Origin of the sequence: Pedobacter psychrophilus (assembly GCF_001652725.1) — a bacterium.
GTDB classification, from domain to species: Bacteria; Bacteroidota; Bacteroidia; order Sphingobacteriales; family Sphingobacteriaceae; genus Pseudopedobacter; species Pseudopedobacter psychrophilus.
Window position 1 is genome coordinate 520,708 of the sequence record NZ_LWHJ01000022.1, and the last position, 22,473, is coordinate 543,180.

Below are 22,473 nucleotides of genomic sequence, written 5' to 3' on the forward strand. Positions count from 1 at the left end.
TAGCCCATGATTTTAATCATGGGCTATAAAAATTATCCTTTTGTAAAATGTTTCAATTGGATAATTTCTTGTTCTGTTAAATATCTCCAGCGTCCGCGAGTTAAATCTTTTTTGGTAAGATTTGCATAGATTACACGGTCTAATTTTATTACATCGTAACCCAAACTTTCAAAAATTCTTCTTACAATTCGGTTTTTACCGCTATGAATTTGAATTCCAACTTCACTTTTGCTACCACCAGTTACATATCTTACATCATCCGGTTTAATAAAACCATCTTCTAGTTCTAAACCAAATGCAATTTTGTTAAAATCTCCTTGTGATAGCGCTTTATCAAGTTCTACATTGTAGATTTTAGAAATGCTGTTTTTTGGATGGGAAAGCTTGTCGGCTAAATCGCCATCATTGGTTAATAGAAGAAGACCAGTTGTGTTTCTATCTAATCTTCCGACAGGATAAATGCGATCGCTCGTAGCTTTATCTACCAGATCCATCACAGTTTTACGTTCTTGTGGATCATCAGTAGTGGTGATATAATCTTTGGGCTTATTTAGCAAAACATAAACCATTTTACCTCTTTTTAATAGCTCTCCATTGTACCTAACTTGATCAATTGCTGGATTTACTTTTGTGCCTAATTCCGTTACCGCTTCTCCGTTAACGGAAACCACACCTGCAGCAATTAATTCGTCTGCTTTTCTTCTGCTACAAATGCCAGCATTAGAAATAAATCTATTCAATCTTATAGTATCATCTTCATTCCTAAAGCTTTTATTATTACTTCTGCTTTTAAGCTTTACCTGATCATCATTGAATTGATTCGAATCTCTTCTAAGATCATCAGATCTTCTTTTAAATGAATTTTCGTCGCTATTATTATAATTTTCTCTGTTTGCATAAGGAGTTTTTTCTCCTCCAAAACTTTTATCGCTACTTACAAAAGGCTTTCTTTCGCTATCAGTCTTGTTAAAGTTTCTTTTCTCGCCATAAGCTTTTCTTCCTTCAAAAGAAGTATCCTTTTTTTGGTAAGGTTTTCTATCTCCACCTTCTCTTTCACCGAAAGGTTTTCTATCTCCGAAAGAGCCTTCTCTTTTATCACCGAAAGGTTTTCTATCACCGAAAGAACTTTCTCTTTTATCCCCAAAAGGTTTTCTATCTCCAAAAGAGCTTTCTTTTCTATCCCCAAAAGGTTTTCTATCTCCAAAAGAGCTTTCTTTTCTATCCCCAAAAGGTTTTCTATCGTTACTTCCTTCTCTCTTTTCGCCGAAAGGTTTTCTATCTCCAAAAGAGCTTTCTTTTCTATCTCCGTAAGGTTTTCTATCGTTACTTCCTTCTCTCTTTTCGCCGAAAGGTTTTCTATCTCCATAAGAACCTTCTCTGCTTCCAAATGGCTTTTTATCGCCAAAATTTTCTTTTCTATCTCCGTAAGGTTTTCTATCGTTACTTCCTTCACTACGGGTGCCATAAGGTTTTTTATCTCCGTAACTGCCTTCGCTACGAGTGCCGTAAGGTTTTTTGTCTCTATAAGAACCTCCGCTGCTTCCTTCTCTTGAACCGTAAGGAGCTTTTCTTTCTCCAGAAGCGCTTTTTTCTCCATAAGGCTTTCTTTCTGTATTAAAGCTAGAATCGTCTTTCTTTTTATAATCTGAAGAAGAATTGAAAGGGCGATTTTCGGATTTAGATCTATTGGTAGATTCAGATCTATCAGACTTTTTGAAGTCTTTTCCGGATTTGTCATCACGACTGTTCCTATTTTTATTGAATGGCATGGTTTGTATTTTTATATACCTCTTTTAAGGGGTGCAAAGATACAAAAAACTTTATAAATCAGAAGCTTAAGCAGATTTATGATAGGTGAATTTAATGCTATTTAAAGCCAGTTTTAACTATCCTATTTTTGGTATTAATCATAACTATTTGAAAATGTGATATATAAATATTACCTTTGCCAAGCTTTTTGTTAAAATGAATAATTAAACAAGAAATTATGAAGAAAAAAATCATGATTGCTTGTAGCCTAGTATTGGTATTATGTGTACTCACAAAAATATTTGGTTACCGCAATTCATCCATAAATCAACCCGTTGTTAAGACGGATTTACCAGATGTAAAACAAGAGTTAAAGAATGAGGATTTTACATCACTAAATTTTGCTAATGAACTTGTACCGACAGGAAATAAGCGGATTGATGGTAAAATGAAGTTAGCTATTAATGCTAATTCTTTCAAAAATTTACAAACCCATCAATTGCACCAAAGAGCAGAAGTTTGGTTTCCAATTATTGAACCGATATTAAAAAAATACGGAATTCCTGAAGATTTTAAATACGTTCCATTGATTGAAAGCGGAATGAAAAGAGGTCAATATTCGCCAAAAGGAGCTGCAGGATTATGGCAATTTATGCCGCAAACAGGTAGAGATTATGGCTTAACGGTTAACAGTAATGTTGATGAACGTATGAACGTTAGATTATCAACAATTGCAGCTGCTAAATATATTAAAGATTTATACAAGCAATTTAATAGTTGGACATTGGCTGCTGCTGCTTATAATGGAGGTGAGGGTAGACTTTGGCGCCAAATTAAATCTCAAAAACAAGATGATTATTTTAAAATGAAATTAAATAGAGAAACGGGTAAATACGTTTATAGTTTAATTTCAATGAAAGAAGTAATAGAACATCCGGAAGATTACGGTTATAAAATTAAAAATGCCAGAAGGTTATTGGCATTAAAGGATTAAAAATAAATATTTCAAAAAGCAATATTGAAGCCTTCTAATCTTTTTAGAAGGCTTTTTTTATTAAAACAATGTTGGATTTTCATCAGCCATTACTGGCACATGTAAATTTAAATCCAATGCTTTGTTAAGTTTTTTGATAAAGTATGCTGATAATAAGGGAGATGCTTTTTCAATATTTTGATGGACAAAAAAATTGAGTTCTTGTAAGCCCTCTTTTTTCCATTTTGCAATTCTCACAACCCAATCATCTAATCTTTTATAATCACTTTCATCATTTGCGCCAACGTAACGTATAAATGCCTGGGGAGTAGTCAATTTCATGTGTAACATGTCTCTTCTGCCTGCGGTATCAACTATTATATTTGAGATTTGATGCTGATGAAACAGTTCAAAAATTTCATCAGAGATATTCTCATCCGTAAACCATTCTTCATTTCTTAGCTCAATAGCTAATGGAATAGCCTTGGGAAATTCTGTTACTAAAGTCTTTAACCTATCAAAATCTTTTGGTTTAAAGTTATCATGCAATTGCAAAAACACCATTCCCAGTTTTTCCTCAAAGTTACTTATGGCATCGCAATATTGAGTTAATGGTTCTTTAACATTACTTAATCGTCTAAAATGACTTATCGTATTTGATATTTTTGGATAAAATTTAAAGTCTGCTGGAGTTTTCTCTTTCCAGGTAATCACTTGTTCTCTATCAGGGATTTTATAGAAAGTAGCGTTCAATTCAATAGAATTAAATTGGGTAGAGTAATATTCTAACTCATCTTTTGTTTTTTTTGGATAAAAACTTTTCAAATCAGTTTTATTCCATTTTGCACAACCAACATAAGCTTCAAATTTTTTATTCGATTTGTTCTCGTTTAAAACTTTTAAAGTTTGTTTATCATCAGCCGGAAGGCTAAAATCTATTTCTGAGGGATTATCTACTTTTCCAAATTGCATTTTTAAAAATACAGATGTAAAGTGAAAATGCGATACTTAAAATGAAGAATTTGAAATAAAAGACTAAAATTTATTTTATAAGGTACTTTTCTGCAAATCCTTTACAATCTAAAACTTCTAAATCTGCAAAATAAAAGTCTTTTAAATTTTCTGTAAGGATGCAATTACATCCAGCTTCTTCTGCAGCATAGTATTCCAGCCCATCTTCAAAATCATGAACTTTTTTATTATTTAAAGTTTTAAGAATGGCACTGTTTAAATTTTCTGCAATTTGAATATGCTCTAAAAGGATTTTAATTTTATTTTTAGCTATCGAGGATGATGTTTTCTTTTCGGCAAAATAAAAAGAGATAGCTAAGCAAACAGGGGAAGTGTAAAAAGTATATTTAGGTTGGTCGGCCAAACTTAAAATTCTAGCAGCGAGAGAAAAAATAGGATATTTCTTATTTAAAATGGCAACTAAGATGTTGGCATCTAAAAAAACTTTCATTTTTTAGATTCAAAAAAATCTGATTTATCTATTTTTTTTGATTTTTTGGTTTTGTACTCTGCAGGTCCTTCGGCAACCATGCCCACCCAATCAGAAATCGGAAAATCTTCTAAAGATTGATAAGGTTTTTCTACAACCTTAGTTAACAAATGTTCAATCATCCTGGAAAGGCTGATGTTATTTCTATCGGCATACCGCTTTGCCTTTTGGATAATCTCCTCATCAAAGCTTAATGTTAATTTGGTATCCATATCTATTAATATCTTTTATTACCCAAAGATACTTATTTACACGTAAATAAAAAATAACTTATACGTGTTAATTATAAAATTCCTTTTTAGCTGCAGATAAAGTGTTTTTTAGTAAACTCACAATGGTCATTAAACCAACGCCTCCGGGTACGGGAGTAATGTAAGAACATTTAGGAGCAACATTTTCGAAATCTACGTCTCCAAAAAGTTTGTAACCAGATTTTGTTTTCTCAGAAGTTTCTCTGTTCATACCCACGTCAATTATTACAGCACCATCTTTAACCATATCTGCGGTGAGGTAATTTTTTTTACCAATAGCTACAATAATAATATCCGCTTTAAGCGTAATTTCTGTTAAATTTTTAGTTTTACTATGAGTTAAGGTAACAGTGGCATTTCCAGGGTTTGAGTTGCGAGCCATTAAAATACTCATCGGACTACCCACAATATTACTTCTACCAATAACTACACAATTTTTACCTGCGGTTTCAATTCCGTAAAACTCTAGCATCAACATAATTCCAAAAGGAGTTGCGGGTAAAAAACAGGGAAGATTGCGTTGCATTCTACCTAAGTTAATAGGATGAAAACCATCAACATCCTTTTTATAATCTATGGCTTCTGTTACTTTATCAGGATTGATATGGTTTGGTAAAGGCAATTGAACAATAAATCCATCAATAGATTTATCCTGATTTAACTCTTCAATTTTATTCAGCAATTCGACTTCGGTAACGGTTTCATCATATCTGATTAAAGAAGATTTAAAACCTACCTTTTCGCAGTTTCGCATTTTACTGGCAACATAGGTTTCACTACCGCCATCATTGCCCACTAAAACAGCAACCAAATGTGGTTTTCGTCCTGTTTTTTCCAGCATTTCTGCTGCTTCAATTGCTATTTGTTTCTTTAATTCTTCTGAAACGTGTTTTCCGTCGAGTAGATTCATAACCCCAAGCCCCTAAAGGTGATAAATTTAATATTTATATAATAAACCCAGTTTCCCCTTAAGGGGATTAAGGGGTCTTAATCCAATTTTAAAACTGCCATAAACGCTGTTTGTGGAATCTCTACATTTCCAACCTGGCGCATACGTTTTTTACCTTTTTTCTGTTTCTCTAATAATTTACGTTTACGAGATATATCACCACCATAACATTTAGCCGTAACATCTTTACGCAATGCTTTTACGTTTTCACGAGCAATAATTTTTGCTCCGATAGAAGCTTGTATGGCGATATCAAACTGTTGTCTTGGAATTAATTCCCTTAATTTTTCGCAAATGCGTTTACCAAAATCGTAAGAATTACTTCTGTGGATTAAAGATGATAAAGCATCTACATGTTCACCGTTTAGCATGATATCTAATTTTACCAAATCAGATTGTTTAAAACCTATTTGATGATAATCAAAAGAAGCATAACCTTTAGATATGGTTTTTAATTTATCGTAAAAATCAAAGACAATTTCGCCCATGGGCATCTCAAAAACCAATTCCACTCTATCAGCTGTCAAATAGTGCTGATTGATAATCATTCCTCTTTTTTGAATACAAAGCGACATTACAGGTCCAACAAATTCTGCTTTGGTAATGATATTTGCTTTTATAAAAGGCTCCTCAACAAATTCTAGTTTTGAAGGATCTGGTAATTCGGAAGGATTATTTACTGTAAAAGGATCGCCTTTGGTGGTATGGGCAATGTAAGAAACGTTAGGAACGGTTGTAATTACCGTCATATCAAATTCACGCTCTAATCGCTCTTGGATAATTTCCATATGTAGCATCCCTAAGAAACCACAACGGAAACCGAAACCCAACGCCGCAGAAGATTCTGGCTCAAAAACCAAAGAAGCATCATTTAATTGCAACTTGTGCATAGCTTCACGTAATTCTTCAAACTCATCGGTATCAACAGGATAAATTCCTGCAAAAACCATCGGTTTAACTTCTTCAAAACCTTGTATACTTGGTGCAGGTCTGTCTCTTAAAACTATAGTATCTCCAACTTTTACTTCTCTTGCTTCTTTAATTCCAGAAATAATATAACCAACATCGCCAGTTTTGACAACATCTTTTGGGGTAGGATTCAATTTCAAAATCCCAACTTCATCAGCAATATATTCTTTACCTGTTGCAACAAATTTTACCCTGTCGTTTTTCTTGATTTGTCCATTTACAACTTTAAAATAAGCAATAATTCCCCTAAAAGAATTAAAAACAGAGTCAAAAATCAAAGCTTGTAATGGAGCGTCAGGATCTCCAACGGGAGGTGGCACTCTATCAATGACCGCGGTTAAAATATCTTGAATTCCTAAACCTGTTTTACCGGATGCTGGAATAATATCAGACCTTTCTCCGCCAATTAAATCTACAATTTGATCTTTAACTTCTTCGGGCATCGCCCCTGGCAAATCCATTTTATTTAAAACAGGAATAATGATTAAATCTTGCTCTAAAGCCAGGTATAAATTAGAAATAGTTTGGGCTTGGATACCTTGAGAAGCATCTACAATTAATAATGCACCTTCACAAGCTGCAATGGAACGAGAAACTTCATAAGAAAAATCTACGTGTCCCGGAGTATCAATCAAGTTCAAAATATATTCCTGACCTTCATGGATATAATTCATTTGGATGGCATGACTTTTTATAGTGATTCCACGTTCACGCTCCAAATCCATATTATCCAACAGTTGAGCCTGCGACTCACGTTTGGTAACGGTAGAAGTAAATTCTAATAATCGATCGGCAAGAGTACTCTTACCATGATCTATATGTGCAATAATGCAAAAATTACGTATATGCTTCATTTGAAACGCAAAGATAGATTTTTAACGAGAAATTATTGAGATTTTAAAGATTTTAGATAGCCAATTCTACATTTATCGATATTGGCGCTTTAACACTCCGCCAGCTGGAGGATATATATTTTTTTTGCAAATGAAAAAAGCTTGTCCGACTACTGGCGGAGATGTCGTTTCAATCGTTAGCGCAAAAAAAAATCTTTATTTCTATGTTAAAACCTTTGTATTTTCTGTGGTTATATTCAATTTTCCAGTATTCTCAATTTTGCATATTTCAATAACAACTGTTTCTGTCCAATTTCTTTGAAAAACACCGTTGCTTTTATATCGCCCTTGCTACCTTCTAAGTTTATTACTTTTCCAAACCCAAAACGTTCATGCTCTACTTCTTGTCCAGTTTGTAATTTTGAAGTATCACTTGGTGCAAAACCTGGTGTTGGTACATGAGCTTTTGCCAATAATGAAGTGGTAGATATTGGTTTAGTTGTTGGAGGTTTTGGTTTCGAGAAAAAATCTCCCTGAACAGTTTTTTCTGATGTTTTACTTTGCCATTTATTACGTTCATCACCAAAACTTGTATTTTCCCTTGGTGCTTTTTGAGTAAACTCCAGCTCTAAATATTTAGCATCAATTTCATCTAAAAAGCGAGAAGGCTCGCAATTAATTAAAGTTCCAAACCTAAACCTTGATGTTGCATAACTTAAATGTAGACGTTTTTCTGCTCTAGTTATCGCCACATAAAATAAGCGACGTTCTTCTTCTAAATCTGCCCTAGAGTTTAAAGCCATCTGAGATGGGAATAGATTTTCTTCTAAACCCACAATATAAACTTGAGGATATTCTAATCCTTTAGAAGAGTGAATCGTCATTAAAGATACGGTGTCTTTATTTGGGTCTTTATCGTTATCGTCGTTAGTCAATAATGCAATATCCTGCATAAAAATATCCAGACTACGTTCTTCAATATCCTCACGTTCAGAAAACTCTTTAATACCATTTAAAAGCTCCTGAATATTTTCATAGCGATTTAAACCTTCAACTGATTTATCAGAATATAAATCTTTTAAAAGACCGGATTGTTGAGCAATGTGTAAAGCAGTATCATAAGCATTGCTATTTTTTGCTACTACCGCAAAACTTTGAATTGCAGTCGCAAAACTCTCTACCGCCATTGCAGAGCGATTTTCTAAATATTTTGGAGCATCACAAATAATCTCAAACAAGGTTTTTTGGTTTTGATCAGCTGCTAAAATAATTCTGTCTAACGTGGTTTTTCCAATTCCTCTTGCTGGATAATTTATCACTCTTTTAAAAGCTTCTTCATCACTAGGATTAAATGTTAAACGGAAATAAGCAATTAAATCTTTAATTTCTTTTCTTTGATAAAATGATAAACCACCATAGATTTTATAAGGAACATTCAATTTCCTCAAACCTTCCTCCATGGATCTTGATTGCGCATTGGTACGATATAAAATGGCAAAACTTTTCCATTCTAAATTATTGTTTCCACGTTCTTGGATAATGGATTCTGCAACAGATTTACCTTCTTCATTATCAGAAAAGGAACGAGTTATTTTTATTTTTTCGCCAATCTCATTATCAGAAAAAACATTTTTTTCTAATTGATTTTTATTATTGGCAATTATGCTATTTGCAACATTTACAATGTTTTGTGTAGAACGATAATTCTGCTCTAACTTGTAAACCTTAACATCTGGATAGTCTTTTTGAAAGTTGAGGATATTTTGAATATTGGCACCTCTAAAGGCATAAATACTTTGTGCATCATCACCAACCACACATAAATTTTCTCTAATAGCAGCCAGCTTTTTAACAATAAGATATTGAGAAAAGTTAGTATCCTGATACTCATCAACCATTAAATATTTAAATTTATTTTGGTATTTATATAAAACATCGGGATGCTCCTTTAAAAGTACATTTGTTTTAAACAATAAATCGTCAAAATCCATTGCACCCGCCTTAAAACAACGGTTTACATAGGTTTCATATATTTTACCTAAAAATCCTCTTCCACTGGTAAAATCTTCAGCCTGTATGGTTTCGTTTTGTTGATATTCTTGAACAGAAATTAAATTGTTTTTAGCATTTGAAATTCGCCCATAAACAAAATTATGATGATACAGTTTATCATCAAGACTCATTTCTTTTAAGATAGTTTTTATCAGACTTTTACTATCATCGGTATCGTAAATGGTAAAATTGTTTGGGTAACCGATTTTATTAGCTTCTACTCTCAGAATTTTGGCAAATACAGAGTGAAATGTTCCCATCCAAATATTTTTAGCTTCAGAACCTACAACTGAAGAAATACGATTACGCATTTCTTTTGCGGCTTTATTGGTAAAAGTTAATACCAATACATTAAATGGGTCAACTCCTTTTCTAATTAAATGTGCTACCCGATAAGTAATTACTCTTGTTTTCCCCGAACCTGCGCCAGCAATAATCATTACTGGTCCTTCTGTTTGTTCTACCGCTTGTTTTTGTGAAGTGTTTAATCCTGCTAAAAAATCCAAATGTTTAATTTTTATAAGAAAGCAAAATTAAAAAAAATGGGGCAGAGATTTTCACCTTGCCCCATTTAAAGATTTCCACTTTAATTATTTTTATTTAAATGATATCTGGTTGGGTCGTTTAAGGCTTCGTTGATGTCCATTATCTGTTCATCAATCTTATTTACACATTTAACTATTTGAGGGGTTATTTCGTTGCTGTCCACCATATCGTCTTCAATTAAAAGCATTAAACCCTTAAGTGTAGCAACAGGACCTCTTATTTGATGAGAGAGGTGACTAGAATATTCTGAAAGTTTTTGGTTTTTGATAATTAGATCTTTGGTGCGCTCAGCAATTAATTCTTCTAATCGATGGTTTATCTTATCAACATTATCTTTTTGTCTGGAAACCTCTTCATTTAAAACCTTTAGTTTATCATTAGAATTTTTAGATTTCTTATTTGTTTTAACTAATAAAAATATAACAAAAAAAGCAAGAATGGCAACAATTGCTGTAGCTATAGATAATTTTTTTGCGTTTTTCTGTTGCTCAATCGTAAGTTCACTTTCTTTTTGTAGTTGTTGTTGTTTAAGGGTTTGTTGGATAAGATTGATGTTTGAAGTTATGTTCCTTTTATAGAAAATGCTATCCTGATCATGAACTTCTTTTAAATAAATTAAAGCTTTTTCATAATTTTTCTTTTTAAATTCCAATTCATAATTAGTATAAGTATAATCATAAATTCTTTTATCATCACTAACTAATTTAGCAAATGCTTTACCCTCTTGTAAATATTGCTCTGCTTTTAAAAAGTTATTTTTTGCTATATATATAGAGGTTAGATTTAAATTTATAGAAGCAACACTACTATTTAACTCATGAATTTTTGCTTTTTCATTAGCTTCTAATAAAAGTTTTTCTGCTTTATCATATTGATTAGTACTAAAATAAATTACACCTCTATTTTGTAAACTTTGAGTTATTCCAATTGGATTGTTTATTTCATTAAAAAGTTGGCTGCTCTTTTCATAATTATTTAAGGCAACGCTATAGTTTTTTTTTCTATAATAAGCATTTCCAATATTTAGATAAGATCCGGCAATTAATTCCTTAATATTTCTTTTTCTAGCTATAACAAGCGTTTTCTCATAATATTCTAATGCTTTATCATAATCAATCTCAGCCCATAAGTTCCCAATATTGTTAGAAACTTTCGTTTCTCCAATTTCATTCTTTTTGGATTTAAATAATTCTAGTGCCTTTTGATAGTAGTTTAAAGCAGAATCTCTTTGATTGAGGTAATAAAAACCAATTCCAATTACTCGATATGATTCGGCAAGACCTTCATAGTAATTAATTAGATTAGCTATTTTTGCGGATTTTTTTGCAGTAAGAATAGTTTGTTCTGGATCAGTTAATCTATTTTGATAACCTTTTATATTAAGAGCATTTACAGTAGATGTGTCTTTTTTTAGACTCTTGTCTAAAATGTCATTTTGATAGCCTTGACAGATATTATAAATGAATAAAAATAAAAGAGTACAAAAAAATTTCATTTTTGAGCGTTACAGTAAAGATGTTCAATCGAGTTAAATTATTAATTTAAAAAGAAATTAAACTATCTTTTTATTAAATTTTATGATACAATTATAATTTAAAAGATATAATTTTTAATTATAAAGAATTATTTCTAATAATACATCAAACCTAGCAATTTTGTACGGTACAATTGATAAATAGTTACAAATTATTAAAAATATGAAAAAATTAATGATAATGTTATTTGTAGTTTCAGCAATAGCTGCAACCTCATGTAAAAAAGAATCTGAAGTTGCTCCATCAAAAAATGATAAGACAATAAAGATGACTGAAGGTGATGAAGATAATATTGATAAATCTAATGTAGGTACTTGGGATTAAGCTATAAAATATGAAAAAGTTAATGATAATGTTCTTTTTAGTTTCAGCGATAGCTGCAACCTCATGTAAAAAAGAATCTGAAGTTGCGCCATCAAAAAATGATAAGACAATAAAGATGACCGACGGCGATGAAGATAATATCGATAAATCTAATGTAGGTACTTGGGATTAAATTATTAATCATGAAAAAGTTAATCATAATTACTTTAATAGCTGTTTCAGGAATTGCTGGTGCAGCAACTTTAGGTATGCAAAATAAAGAAGAAGTTAAAGAAGCAAAGCTTCCTATTAATAATTCTGTTAATCAAAAAAGTGCAAGTGTAGCCACTTGGGATTAAAAATAATCTTTAAAAGCCTTTAACAAAAGGCTAAACTATAATTTGATATATTTGTATAAATCCTATTTTATGCAAATTATTAAAAATTACGTAGAAGAAAATCGTCAGCGTTTTCTTGACGAATTATTTGAACTGTTAAGATTTCCTTCTGTAAGTGCAGATCCAAAATATAAGGATGACATGCAAAAAACAGCGGATTTTGTTGCAGATAAATTAATAATAGCCGGAGCAGATAAAGTTGAGATTTGCTCTACCGATGGCTATCCTATTGTTTATGGGGAGAAGATTATTGATTCTTCATTACCCACTGTATTAGTGTATGGACATTACGATGTTCAGCCACCAGACCCTATTGAGCTTTGGAAAACACCGCCATTTGAACCCACACTGCGAGATGGAAAAATCTACGCAAGAGGTGCATGTGATGATAAAGGTCAGTTTTATATGCATGTTAAAGCATTTGAGCTGATGATGAAAACTAATACCTTGCCATGCAATATCAAATTTATGATAGAAGGGGAGGAAGAAGTTGGATCTGATAATTTAGGGAAATTTGTTTCTCAAAACAAAAGTCGCTTAAAAGCAGATGTAGTTTTAATTTCAGATACATCTATGATTAGCATGGAAAACCCTAGTATCGAAACTGGGCTCCGTGGACTTGCATACATGGAAGTAGAAGTTAGCGGACCAGGCAAAGATTTACACTCTGGCGTTTACGGAGGGGCAGTTGCTAATCCCGCAACCATTCTATGCCAAATGATAGCTTCATTACATGATGATCAAAATCATATTACTATTCCAGGTTTTTATGATGGCGTAATTAATCTTTCTGAAGAAGAAAGAAAAGCTTTAAACGATGCACCTTTTGATTTAGAAGAATATAAAAAAGAACTTTCTATTGATGATGTTTGGGGCGAAGTGGGATATTCTACAATTGAAAGGACAGGCATAAGACCAACCTTAGAAGTAAACGGAATTTGGGGTGGCTATACTGGTCCTGGTGCTAAAACAGTACTTCCTGCAAAGGCAAATGCCAAAATCTCAATGAGGCTTGTTCCGGGCCAGGATTGGAAAAAAATATCAGAACTATTTAAAAATCATTTTGAAAGCCTAGCACCAAAATCTGTTAAAATAAAAGTTACTGCACATCATGGAGGTACTCCTTATGTAACTCCTACAGATTCAATTGCTTTTAAAGCTGCTTATAGAGCAATAGAAGAGTCCTTCGGTAAAGAACCTGTGCCAACTAGAGGAGGAGGAAGCATCCCTATTGTTGCATTATTTGAAGAAGAATTAGGAATTAAAACCGTATTAATGGGTTTTGGATTGGATAGCGATAGTTTGCATTCTCCAAATGAGAAGTATGACGTTTTTAATTATTATAAAGGAATAGAAACCATCCCATTATTTCATAAATATTTTGCTGAAATGAGCAAATAAGATTTTTTTAAATTGAAGAATTTCTAATTCTATTAGAAATTCTTCAATTTTTATTAAAATATGGTTTTAAATCTTGAATAAAAATCTTAGTCCTCTTTTCTCTTCCTTCCCTGTTTAAATGATAAACAGTATCGTAGAATAAATTATCATTAAAAATATAATCTTCTGGTTTGTTTATAAAAGGAACTTTATCAATCTTCTGATGTAAAAGATCATTTAAATCATTAATCCCTATTTTGTTTTTCTGATATTCTGATTTTGGATAGGATACAAATGATATCAAAAGTTTAGCTCCCTTTTGTTTACATTCTATTTCAAACTGATTAATAAGTTTAGCACTTTTATCGATTTCCAACTCCCCTATACGCTCTTTATCTCTCAATTCTTTTAATCCTGGTAAACCGAGGTGACCAATATTATCTCCATAGATATTAAATTTTTGACGATTAAAAACGGGATCAATTTTTAAGGTTTGTTCTTCAAAATGCTTTTTGAATTTAGCATAGTTTTCTAAAAACTTTTCTTCGATATTTAAATGATAATAATCTTTTGAAGGAGGATATAAATGTTGTGTAAAACTAATTAAATCAATATCCTTTTTAAAATCATCTAAATAAATAGGATACTCTAAACAAAGAACAATGATATCTCCCTTTTTTATAGAAGGTTTAACTTCATTCAGCATAAATTCTAAACCTAAAGCAGCGTGTAAACCCATATTAATTACGTTTACATTTAACTTTTCAACTATCAATTGACTATTTAATCCAAATGCCAAATTTGATCCACCTATTAAAATCAATCTATTGCTATCTATTTCATTTAAACGACGATGTTTATCTATCATCGCCCCCAGGTAGTCAGTTTTTGGGCTGTATTTTCTTTTAAAAGTTAAGGATAGGGAAAAGAAAACCAAACTTAAGATGGCTAAAAAAACAACAGATTTAATGATAAATTTTTTCAAATCTTTAAAATTGGAAATAAATAAATTGTCTGTTATCAAAAACTCCGCAAACCATTATGGTTAGTGCAACTATAAAATATGTAGTCCATCTAAATATCAAAGGTTTTGATGTAAACCAAAGGGAGATATCATATTTGTCTTTAAAATAATTAATTGTTTCTAAAAAGATGATTAAGCCCAAAGCGAAAAACTTTGAAATCCCTAAATATTCAAATACAGGTAAGCTATGGATAAGATTAAAATAGATTTCTTGAAAGCCACTCCAAAAGTGAGTGATTACGTATAAAGCAATGGGGAAATTATCTGCTCTAAAAAATATCCATGCAAATGCTACGAAAATGAAAGTAATAACTGTAGGTAAAAAAGTAATCTTATCTAGGTACATTTTTTTGCTCCATTTGCTACGAAACTTTGAAGTGATAGTACCGAAAATAATATAAATGCCATGTAAAGCGCCCCAAATTACAAATGTCCAGCTTGCGCCATGCCATAATCCGCTCACCAAAAAGACAATAAAAATATTTAAGTACCACCTTGGGATAGCTACTCTATTACCACCTAGAGGAATATATAAATAATCTTTAAACCAAGTAGACAGAGAAATATGCCATCTTGTCCAAAACTCCTGCACACTTTTAGATTGATAAGGACTTCTAAAATTGGTCATTAATTTAAAACCCATAACTCTTGCAGCCCCTATGGCCATATCAGAATATCCGGAAAAATCACAAAATATTTGAAAGGCAAAAAATACAGTTGCTATAATTAAGCTTGAATCTTTATGGCTTTGTGGGTTATTATAGACTGTATCTACTAAAATAGCTAGCCTATCGGCGATGACCACTTTCTTAAAAAGGCCCCAAATCATTAATCTTAAACCGCTTGATACCCTATCATAATCAAAATCAAATTTTTCTCTAAATTGGTGTAGCAAATTTTGTGGTCTCTCAATTGGTCCTGCAACTAATTGCGGGTAAAACATTACATAAAGGGAATAAATTCCAAAATGCCTTTCTGCTTTTTGATTTCCACGATAAACTTCTATCGTATAACTCATAGCTTGAAAAGTGTGAAACGATAATCCAACAGGTAATAGAATTGATAAATAGGGTATTGGATCTTGCAAACCAAATCCTTTCATTAAGAAAGAAAAATTATCATTTAAGAAATTGAAATATTTAAATATTGCCAAGACTCCAATATTTGCAATTAAACTAATCACCAAAAAAAGCTTTCTCCTTTTTCCCTTAGAATTTTCTATATAAATACCAGCTATATAATCTATGACAATGGTAAAACCTAAGATTAAAATATAGATAGGCACAAATGCCATATAAAAATAACAGCTACTTGCAAGTAATAATATCCATCTTTTACTGTATGGAATTGCAAAATAAAGTGAGGTAACAATAATAAAAAAGAATAGAAAATGAAATGAATTAAAAAGCATATCCTTTTTTAAATGTCTTTGAACGAGATTTGATTCAAATATATTAAATAAAGATTTAAAGCAAATTTTTTATCTGCTTATTAAAATAAACAAAAAAATCTCGCCGTAGCAAGATTTTTAACTATTTATGATTGCTATAATTATTTTAAAATTTCCTTCACTTTTTTAATGATATGCTTTGCATCAATCTCTGCGGCATTTAATAATTGAGTTTTTTCTCCTGAAGATGATATTTTTGTCACTGCCATTTTAATTATTTCAATTTTTTCATTTGCTAATGCAGAAGCAACGAAATCTCCAAAACCACCATGTGCATAATGATCTTCTACAGTAATGATAATAGATTTATCAGTTTCTGAAGCACATTTTATTAGGGTTTCGGCATCAATAGGATTAATAGAATAACAATCAACAATTCTAACTTTTATATCATCTTTTTTTAATTCTTCTGCAGCTTTTAATGCTTCAATAACCGTAATTCCTGTTGCTGCAATGGTTAGATTATCATTCTTAGATTGTTGAACAATTTTAGAACCACCAATTTTAAAGGTTTCGTCTTCTCCATATAATATAGGAGTTTTAGGACGTAATGTTCTCATATAACTAATCCCTTGATGGTTAACCATTAAAGGAACAAGCTTATCTGTAGATACTGCATCACTTGGTTGCAGGATAATTACATCGGGTTCTGCACCAAAAAAAGCAATATCCTCTAAACCCATTTGTGAAGGTCCATCCTCGCCAATAGAAACACCCACATGTGAACCTATAAATTTTATGTTTGCTTCAGATACTCTTGCCATTCTAATTTGGTCAGCTGCTCTTGTAAAGAAAGCGGCAAAGGTTGCTACAAAAGGTATTTTGCCTAACCTTGATAAACCTACGGCTACAGAAACCATATTTTGCTCTGCTATAAAGCATTCAACAAATCTTTCTGGATAAGCTTTTAAAAAATCTAAGGTATATGTAGAATTTTTAACATCGGCATCTAAACCGTACAAGTTAAAATTTGATTTACCTAATTCTGTAAAAACCTGTCCGAAAATTTCTCTTGTGGCATATTCTTTATTTTTATCAAATTTTAATTTAGAAAAAGATTGTTGCTGAGGGTTGTCTGTTAACTCAGTTTTTTCAGTCATTTGCAATTCAAAACGTAAGCTGTCATCAATATCACCTAATTCTTGTAAAGCAGATTTCAGTTCTTCAGAGTTTAAAGGCTTTCCATGCCAACCTGCTTTATCCTCTAAAAAAGAAATACCCTTACCCTTTATAGTCTCTGCAATTATGGCAACTGGCTTACCATTTGTATTTCTATGCGCTTTTTCTAATGCCTTATCTATTTCTTCTAAATTATGACCATCTATTTCAATAACTTCAAACCCAAAGGCTTTAAATCTATCAGAGTATTCATTTAAATGATGACCGAACATTGTCTCTCCGCTTTGCGCTAAACGATTAATATCTAAAATTGCAATCAAATTATCTAATTTATGATAAGATGCAAAATTTGCCGCCTCCCAAACCTGACCTTCTGCTAACTCTCCATCACCTAGAACCACATAAGTTTTAAAAGGAAGTTTTTCTCGTTTTCCTACTAAAGCCAACCCAGCTCCAACAGATAAACCTTGGCCTAAAGATCCAGTGGCAGCTTCAGTATATTTAAATTTCGGAACGGGATGCCCTTCAAATTGACTTCCAAATTTTCTTAATGTTTTTAAATTTTCTAGAGGATAAGCACCTGCGATTCCAAACAAGGTATAAAGTAAAGGTGCAGCGTGACCTTTTGATAAAACAAATCTATCGTTGTATTTCTTTAATGGGGCTGCTAAATCGAATGTAAAATACTTATCAAATAAAACTGTAGTAATATCTGCTATTGATAGACATGAGGTTGGGTGACCTGAGTTAGCTTCAGTGGTAGAAACCATGCACCATTTGCGTACTAATTTTGCTTTTTCTTTTAATAATTCTATGTTTTTCATATCTAATTAAATCAACAAATATGCCATTAGATTTTATTAACAGATATATAATAAAGGTTTAAAAATTGAATGATTAGTTGGTTAGCTAAAAAATAAACCATTTGCATGATACAGTTTTATATCTATTTTTGCAGTCCGAAATAAATACAATTATGGCAAAGGCAGGAGATTTAAAAACAGGTAATATTATTCGTTTTAACGGAGAGTTGGTAACTATTGATGAATTGATACATCGTACACCTGGAAAAGGTGGAGCTTTTTATACAGGTAAAATGCGTAGCATCAAATCTGGAAGAATTATAGAATTGCGTATGCGTACTGATGAAGAGGTTGATATAGCAAGGGTAGAAACAAAAGACTACCAATATTTATATGATGATGGAGACTTTTTTGTTGTGATGGATAATATTTCTTTTGAGCAGTTTAATGTGCCTAAAGAGTTATTTGGCAACTCTGCGAGATTTTTAAAAGAAGGGATGAATGTTTTGATTGCTATGGAAAGCGATGAGCCTATTATAGCAAAAGCTCCAAATAATGTTGAATTAGAAATTGTTTATACCGAACCTGCTGTTAAAGGTGACACTTCTACTAATGCTTTCAAGAATGCAACTGTAGAAACAGGAATTGAAATTAAAGTGCCTTTATTTGTTAACCAAGGTGATAAAGTAAAAGTTGATACTGCTACTGGTGCGTATATTGAAAGAGTAAAATAAATACAAAATGAATCTAATAAAAACGGCTTTCGAGATATTCTTGAAAGCGTTTTTATTAAAACAAAATTATTAAAAATTTATTTTGATGGGATAAATTTTAAAGCTGCAGAATTAATACAATATCTTAAGCCTGTTGGTGCTGGCCCATCATTAAAAACATGACCTAAATGTAATCCTGTTTTGGCATCAACAACTTCATCTCTAGTCATACCGAATGATGTATCTTTAGCCCAAATAACTGCTTTATCATTTAGCGGTTTTGTAAAACTAGGCCAACCAGTACCAGAATCAAATTTATCTTCAGAACTAAAAAGAGGTTCGCCGGTAGCGGCACTTACATAAATTCCTTTTTTATGATTGTTGTAAAACTCATTCTTAAAAGGTGGTTCGGTACCTTCTTTAACCATGATTTCATAAGCTGCAGGAGAAAGTGAAGATCTCCATTCTGCATCTGTTTTTGTAATAGGGAATTTCCCTTTTTTTGCATCTACATTTTCTGTTCCTGAAGTTTCTTTAGCTTTGTTTTGTCCACAAGCGGTTAAAGAGGTAGCTGCAATTATTATAGCGAATAAAATATTCTTTTTCATGATGATTTTTCTTGTTTAATATAACATACGATGTCTTATAAATTCACGATGTTTTTTATCTGTTAAATTATGTTAAGAAATTACCAACCTGGCGCAAAGGCTAAACCGAAGACTGGTTTGCTTATATCCTTTCTGTTAAATGGAAAAGCCAAATAAGGTTCTAATACAAAATAGCCAAATACATTAACCCTTGCAGATATACCTGCACTTAAGGCAGGAACTTTTACATTAGAAGCGTAAACTGGCAGATTAGTTGGGCCAGAAGTACCAATTTGATCTGGACCTTTCTGGTCTACTTTTACAACGTCTCCTTTACTCCAGGCTAAACCAGCGTCAAAAAACAAGTTTAGTTCTGAAAACAAGAATTTAGAAGTAACTACAGATAATTTTTCTGGACCTGTAAATGGTAATCTTACTTCAAAATTTGCAACTGCAATTCTATCACCCACTAATTGGTTAATATCAAAACCATTTGATGAATTTCCTGAAGTTCCATTTTTATAAAAACTGTTAGCTTCATAACCTCTAATTAAATATGGATATCCTATAAAAAGTGGATATAATTGTTGGTTATTAGTATCACCTATTCGGCCATAACCATATAATCTCCCTGCAAATGTTACTGGTTTTGTCCTAACATATTTACGTAAATCTATTGTTGGTGCTGTATAAGTAAATGTTCCGAAGTTTTGCTCTATCCCAATTCTATATCTAAAACCATCTAAGGGTGATGCCACACCTTGAAAAGAATTATCGCCAACCAAAGCTGTATTTAACTGAAAAATAGTGTAAGGAGTAAGCTGATACCCAAAGCCATTGTTTTGGTTATATTCTGCTAAGCTTATTTTATTTCTATCCTGATAAATTGGATTTCCAACAAAACCGCCGCCTAAATCTTGATAATAGGTACTATATCTATCTACTCTATAAGAATAGCTAGAAACACCTGCTCCAAACTCTGCTCTGGTAATTCTAGAAAAAGGATAAGATGTAAAACCTTGTGCAGACTCTTCAAATACCCTGATTATATCATAAAACTGATTAAATGTTGGGGTGGTTCCACCTCCGGAAATTGGTAAGTTCTCTTGTTGAATACCATAAGTACCAAATTGATAAGGAACATGGGATAATGCGCCACCCCAATTCCATCTGCTTTGTTGATTGACATAAGCTACCTGAGCACCAAAATCGTAAATTTCTCCATTTACATTAGCAGCAGCAAAAATTTGATCTCTACTTAAAATATCACTAAAAATAGCCTGTACACCTCCGGCAAGGCCGGTTCCAAAACGACTAGTAGATACTCCAGCCCCAGTATTTGCTATATAATCTAATTTAAATTTAGATTTAAACGGAATTGACTTTACAGAATCTGCTGGCAAATCATTATAAACTTGAAAATTCTCTAAGTTTTTATTAATGATATTTACACCAACAGAATTTGGAGGTGGCAATGTTGCGGCAGCTAAATTTACGTATCCTGGGTCAATAACTTTTCCCTTAAAATCAGTGCTTTTAGCATTATACAAAGTATATTTTTGAGCTCTGTAATAAGAATAAACTATATCGTTTTTATTTGAGATACTTAATGCTGGTGAATTTTCTGTGATACCACTAATACCAGTAAAGTAATCTGTTAACTGTTCTACTTTACCACCTGCGATAGTGTATTTGTAAAGATTTCTAAAACCGTCTCTGTTAGATAAAAAATAAATTTTAGAATCGTTTTCTGCAAAAAGTGGATTAAAATTATTTGCCCCATTAAATACATTTATTTGTTTAACAGATTTATTTTTTAAATCCATAATTGCCATTCCCATTGGAATTTGAGCGGCAATGTTATCACTTTCCACACTAAATCTATCTGTAGAGAAAACTAGTTTGGTACCGTCTGCAGAATACGAAGGTTGATATTCAGAATATTTGTCATTCGTAAGTTGAGTTACTTCTTCTGAAGTCATGTTATAAGAAAACACATCGCTTTGCCCATTTTTTAACCCTGAAAAAGCAATATTTTCTCCGTCAGGCGACCAGCTTAAGTTCCCAAACTGTTCAACATCGCCCATGCCTTTTTCTAAAACGGTGCGTCCGTTATCTATATTTACAACAATCAATTTGTTTCTACCTTCAGAAAAAACACTGGTTGCAAATCTTTTACTATCTGGAGACCAAGCTCCGGCAGACTCAATAAAATTAAATTCTTCTATATGTCCGTTTTTTATCTTTGAGGTAAGTTTTCTGATGGTTTTGCCTGTACCGGCATCTGCTAAGTATAAATCTATTGAAAATAAATCCCGTTCAGATAGATAAACCAAATAATTGCCATCTGGGCTTATTGCGGGAGCTACATTCATGTTACCTCCATTGGTCTCGTCCACTATCTTAATGCCGATAGGTGTTTGAGTGGTGTCTTTTAAATAAGGATTATAAGCATTCTCAATTGAGCTTTTCCATAATCCAGAAAGTGTTTTCTCATCATAACCAAAAGTTCGTCTTATTGCTGCTTGGTAACCATATTTAGCGGTCGATTTAAAAAATGGAAAAATAGTTGTATCGCCATAAGTTGATCCTATGAAAGACCAAAAAGCCTGTCCATAACGATAAGGAAAATACTTGCTATTTGTAGTTAAGTCTTCTAAAGTTGGTATATCCTTATTTAGAACTGCGTCCCTCATCCACATTGCAGTATTTGCATCAACTTTTCCCAAAGAAAGGTATTCTGCCATACCTTCAATCATCCAAAGCGGCAGATTACCTAAATTTTCTAATTGGGTAGAATCTCCTTCAATTAAAGAATGATATTGAAATGCATGAACCAATTCATGACCTAAAACGTGACGAGTTTGTGCGTTTATTTCTTGAAAAGGCATTACAACCCTGTTTTTTAAGCCTTCTGTAACACCACCAGTTCCTACTCCAATCTCGCCACCAATGGCTGTAGTCTGTTGAAACTCTGGTGAGTTTCCGTAAAGAATAATTGGATTTGGTTTTTTAAAAGTATCCCTAAATATTTGTTGATGCAATGCATACCAAGCCTCACTTTCTTTAGCGAAATTTTTAATTAAACTATCATTCTCTGTATAATAATAAAGATTAAAGTGAGGGGTTTCATAAACCTTAAACTTCAAATTCTTATACCTTACCTTATTTTGTCCAAAATATTGGGCTTGGGCGCCTAAGGAACATAAAATAATTAACGCCGTTAAAAATCCAATAGATTTGTTAGCATTAAAAAAGCGGATAATATCTTTCATATTTTAAATTTTGAAATACAATTTATAAACGAGAAAAGTAAGCGTTAAAATTTGTACCAAAAA

Annotated in this window: 19 protein-coding genes; 6 read left to right on the forward strand and 13 right to left on the reverse strand. The window is 32.1% G+C overall.

The features are described 5' to 3' along the window. Positions 1–32: 32 nt before the first annotated feature. A complete protein-coding gene (locus A5893_RS07110) occupies positions 33–1,769 on the reverse strand; it encodes a pseudouridine synthase (protein WP_068821848.1) in 1,737 nt (578 codons plus the stop codon). A gap of 218 nt (positions 1,770–1,987) precedes the next feature. Between A5893_RS07110 and A5893_RS07115 the strand changes: the two genes are divergently transcribed. Beyond that, a complete protein-coding gene (locus A5893_RS07115; protein ID WP_068821849.1) occupies positions 1,988–2,743 on the forward strand; it encodes a lytic transglycosylase domain-containing protein in 756 nt (251 codons plus the stop codon). A gap of 60 nt (positions 2,744–2,803) precedes the next feature. On the opposite strand, the gene A5893_RS07120 is transcribed toward A5893_RS07115, so the two are convergent. The 7 genes from A5893_RS07120 to A5893_RS07150 all read right to left on the reverse strand — a co-directional run bounded on the left by A5893_RS07120 (position 2,804) and on the right by A5893_RS07150 (position 11,318). Then, entirely contained in the window at positions 2,804–3,694 is an 891-nt protein-coding gene (locus A5893_RS07120) for a DUF72 domain-containing protein (protein ID WP_068821850.1), read from the reverse strand. Between the two features lie 70 nt (positions 3,695–3,764). After that, a complete protein-coding gene (locus tag A5893_RS07125; protein WP_068821851.1) occupies positions 3,765–4,184 on the reverse strand; it encodes a PIN domain-containing protein in 420 nt (139 codons plus the stop codon). Next, the gene (locus tag A5893_RS07130) at positions 4,181–4,435 is read right to left on the reverse strand and encodes a DUF6364 family protein (protein WP_068821852.1); all 255 of its coding nucleotides are present in this window, start codon (positions 4,433–4,435) and stop codon (positions 4,181–4,183) included. The genes A5893_RS07125 and A5893_RS07130 overlap by 4 nt, the downstream gene beginning before the upstream one ends. 67 nt (positions 4,436–4,502) lie before the next feature. Further along, entirely contained in the window at positions 4,503–5,384 is an 882-nt protein-coding gene (locus tag A5893_RS07135; RefSeq protein ID WP_068821853.1) for a bifunctional 5,10-methylenetetrahydrofolate dehydrogenase/5,10-methenyltetrahydrofolate cyclohydrolase, read from the reverse strand. Positions 5,385–5,461: 77 nt separating this feature from the next. Further along, a complete protein-coding gene (lepA, locus tag A5893_RS07140; protein ID WP_068821854.1) occupies positions 5,462–7,246 on the reverse strand; it encodes a translation elongation factor 4 in 1,785 nt (594 codons plus the stop codon). Between the two features lie 236 nt (positions 7,247–7,482). Continuing rightward, a complete protein-coding gene (locus tag A5893_RS07145) occupies positions 7,483–9,783 on the reverse strand; it encodes an ATP-dependent helicase (protein WP_068821855.1) in 2,301 nt (766 codons plus the stop codon). 80 nt (positions 9,784–9,863) lie between these two features. Further along, the gene (locus A5893_RS07150; RefSeq protein WP_068821856.1) at positions 9,864–11,318 is read right to left on the reverse strand and encodes a tetratricopeptide repeat protein; all 1,455 of its coding nucleotides are present in this window, start codon (positions 11,316–11,318) and stop codon (positions 9,864–9,866) included. Between the two features lie 214 nt (positions 11,319–11,532). On the opposite strand from A5893_RS07150, the gene A5893_RS17675 reads away from it, so the two are divergent. The 4 genes from A5893_RS17675 (at position 11,533) to A5893_RS07155 (ending at position 13,460) form a co-directional block, all read left to right on the forward strand. Beyond that, positions 11,533–11,682, forward strand: a complete 150-nt coding sequence (locus A5893_RS17675) for a hypothetical protein (RefSeq protein ID WP_157687504.1) — start codon at positions 11,533–11,535, stop codon at positions 11,680–11,682. Positions 11,683–11,692: 10 nt separating this feature from the next. Then, positions 11,693–11,854 (forward strand): hypothetical protein, encoded by a 162-nt coding sequence (locus A5893_RS17680; RefSeq protein WP_157687507.1) that lies wholly within the window; start codon positions 11,693–11,695, stop codon positions 11,852–11,854. Between the two features lie 10 nt (positions 11,855–11,864). Next, positions 11,865–12,020, forward strand: coding sequence for a hypothetical protein (locus A5893_RS17685; RefSeq protein WP_157687509.1), 156 nt, complete (start codon positions 11,865–11,867; stop codon positions 12,018–12,020). A 69-nt stretch (positions 12,021–12,089) separates the two neighbouring features. Then, complete coding sequence (locus tag A5893_RS07155) at positions 12,090–13,460, forward strand: dipeptidase (protein WP_068821857.1); 1,371 nt, start codon at positions 12,090–12,092, stop codon at positions 13,458–13,460. Positions 13,461–13,503: 43 nt separating this feature from the next. On the opposite strand, the gene A5893_RS07160 is transcribed toward A5893_RS07155, so the two are convergent. The 3 genes from A5893_RS07160 to A5893_RS07170 form a co-directional block, all read right to left on the reverse strand. Then, entirely contained in the window at positions 13,504–14,424 is a 921-nt protein-coding gene (locus tag A5893_RS07160) for a hypothetical protein (protein ID WP_157687510.1), read from the reverse strand. 4 nt (positions 14,425–14,428) lie between these two features. Beyond that, positions 14,429–15,874 (reverse strand): MBOAT family O-acyltransferase, encoded by a 1,446-nt coding sequence (locus tag A5893_RS07165; protein WP_068821859.1) that lies wholly within the window; start codon positions 15,872–15,874, stop codon positions 14,429–14,431. 140 nt (positions 15,875–16,014) lie between these two features. After that, a complete protein-coding gene (locus A5893_RS07170) occupies positions 16,015–17,856 on the reverse strand; it encodes a transketolase (protein ID WP_068821860.1) in 1,842 nt (613 codons plus the stop codon). Between the two features lie 152 nt (positions 17,857–18,008). Here A5893_RS07170 and efp point away from each other — a divergent pair, with 152 nt between their 5' ends. Next, entirely contained in the window at positions 18,009–18,569 is a 561-nt protein-coding gene (efp, locus tag A5893_RS07175) for an elongation factor P (protein ID WP_068821861.1), read from the forward strand. A 77-nt stretch (positions 18,570–18,646) separates the two neighbouring features. On the opposite strand, the gene msrB is transcribed toward efp, so the two are convergent. Continuing rightward, entirely contained in the window at positions 18,647–19,156 is a 510-nt protein-coding gene (gene msrB, locus A5893_RS07180; RefSeq protein WP_082911363.1) for a peptide-methionine (R)-S-oxide reductase MsrB, read from the reverse strand. Positions 19,157–19,236: 80 nt separating this feature from the next. Then, a complete protein-coding gene (locus A5893_RS07185) occupies positions 19,237–22,410 on the reverse strand; it encodes a basic secretory protein-like protein (protein ID WP_068821862.1) in 3,174 nt (1,057 codons plus the stop codon). Positions 22,411–22,473: the final 63 nt, after the last annotated feature.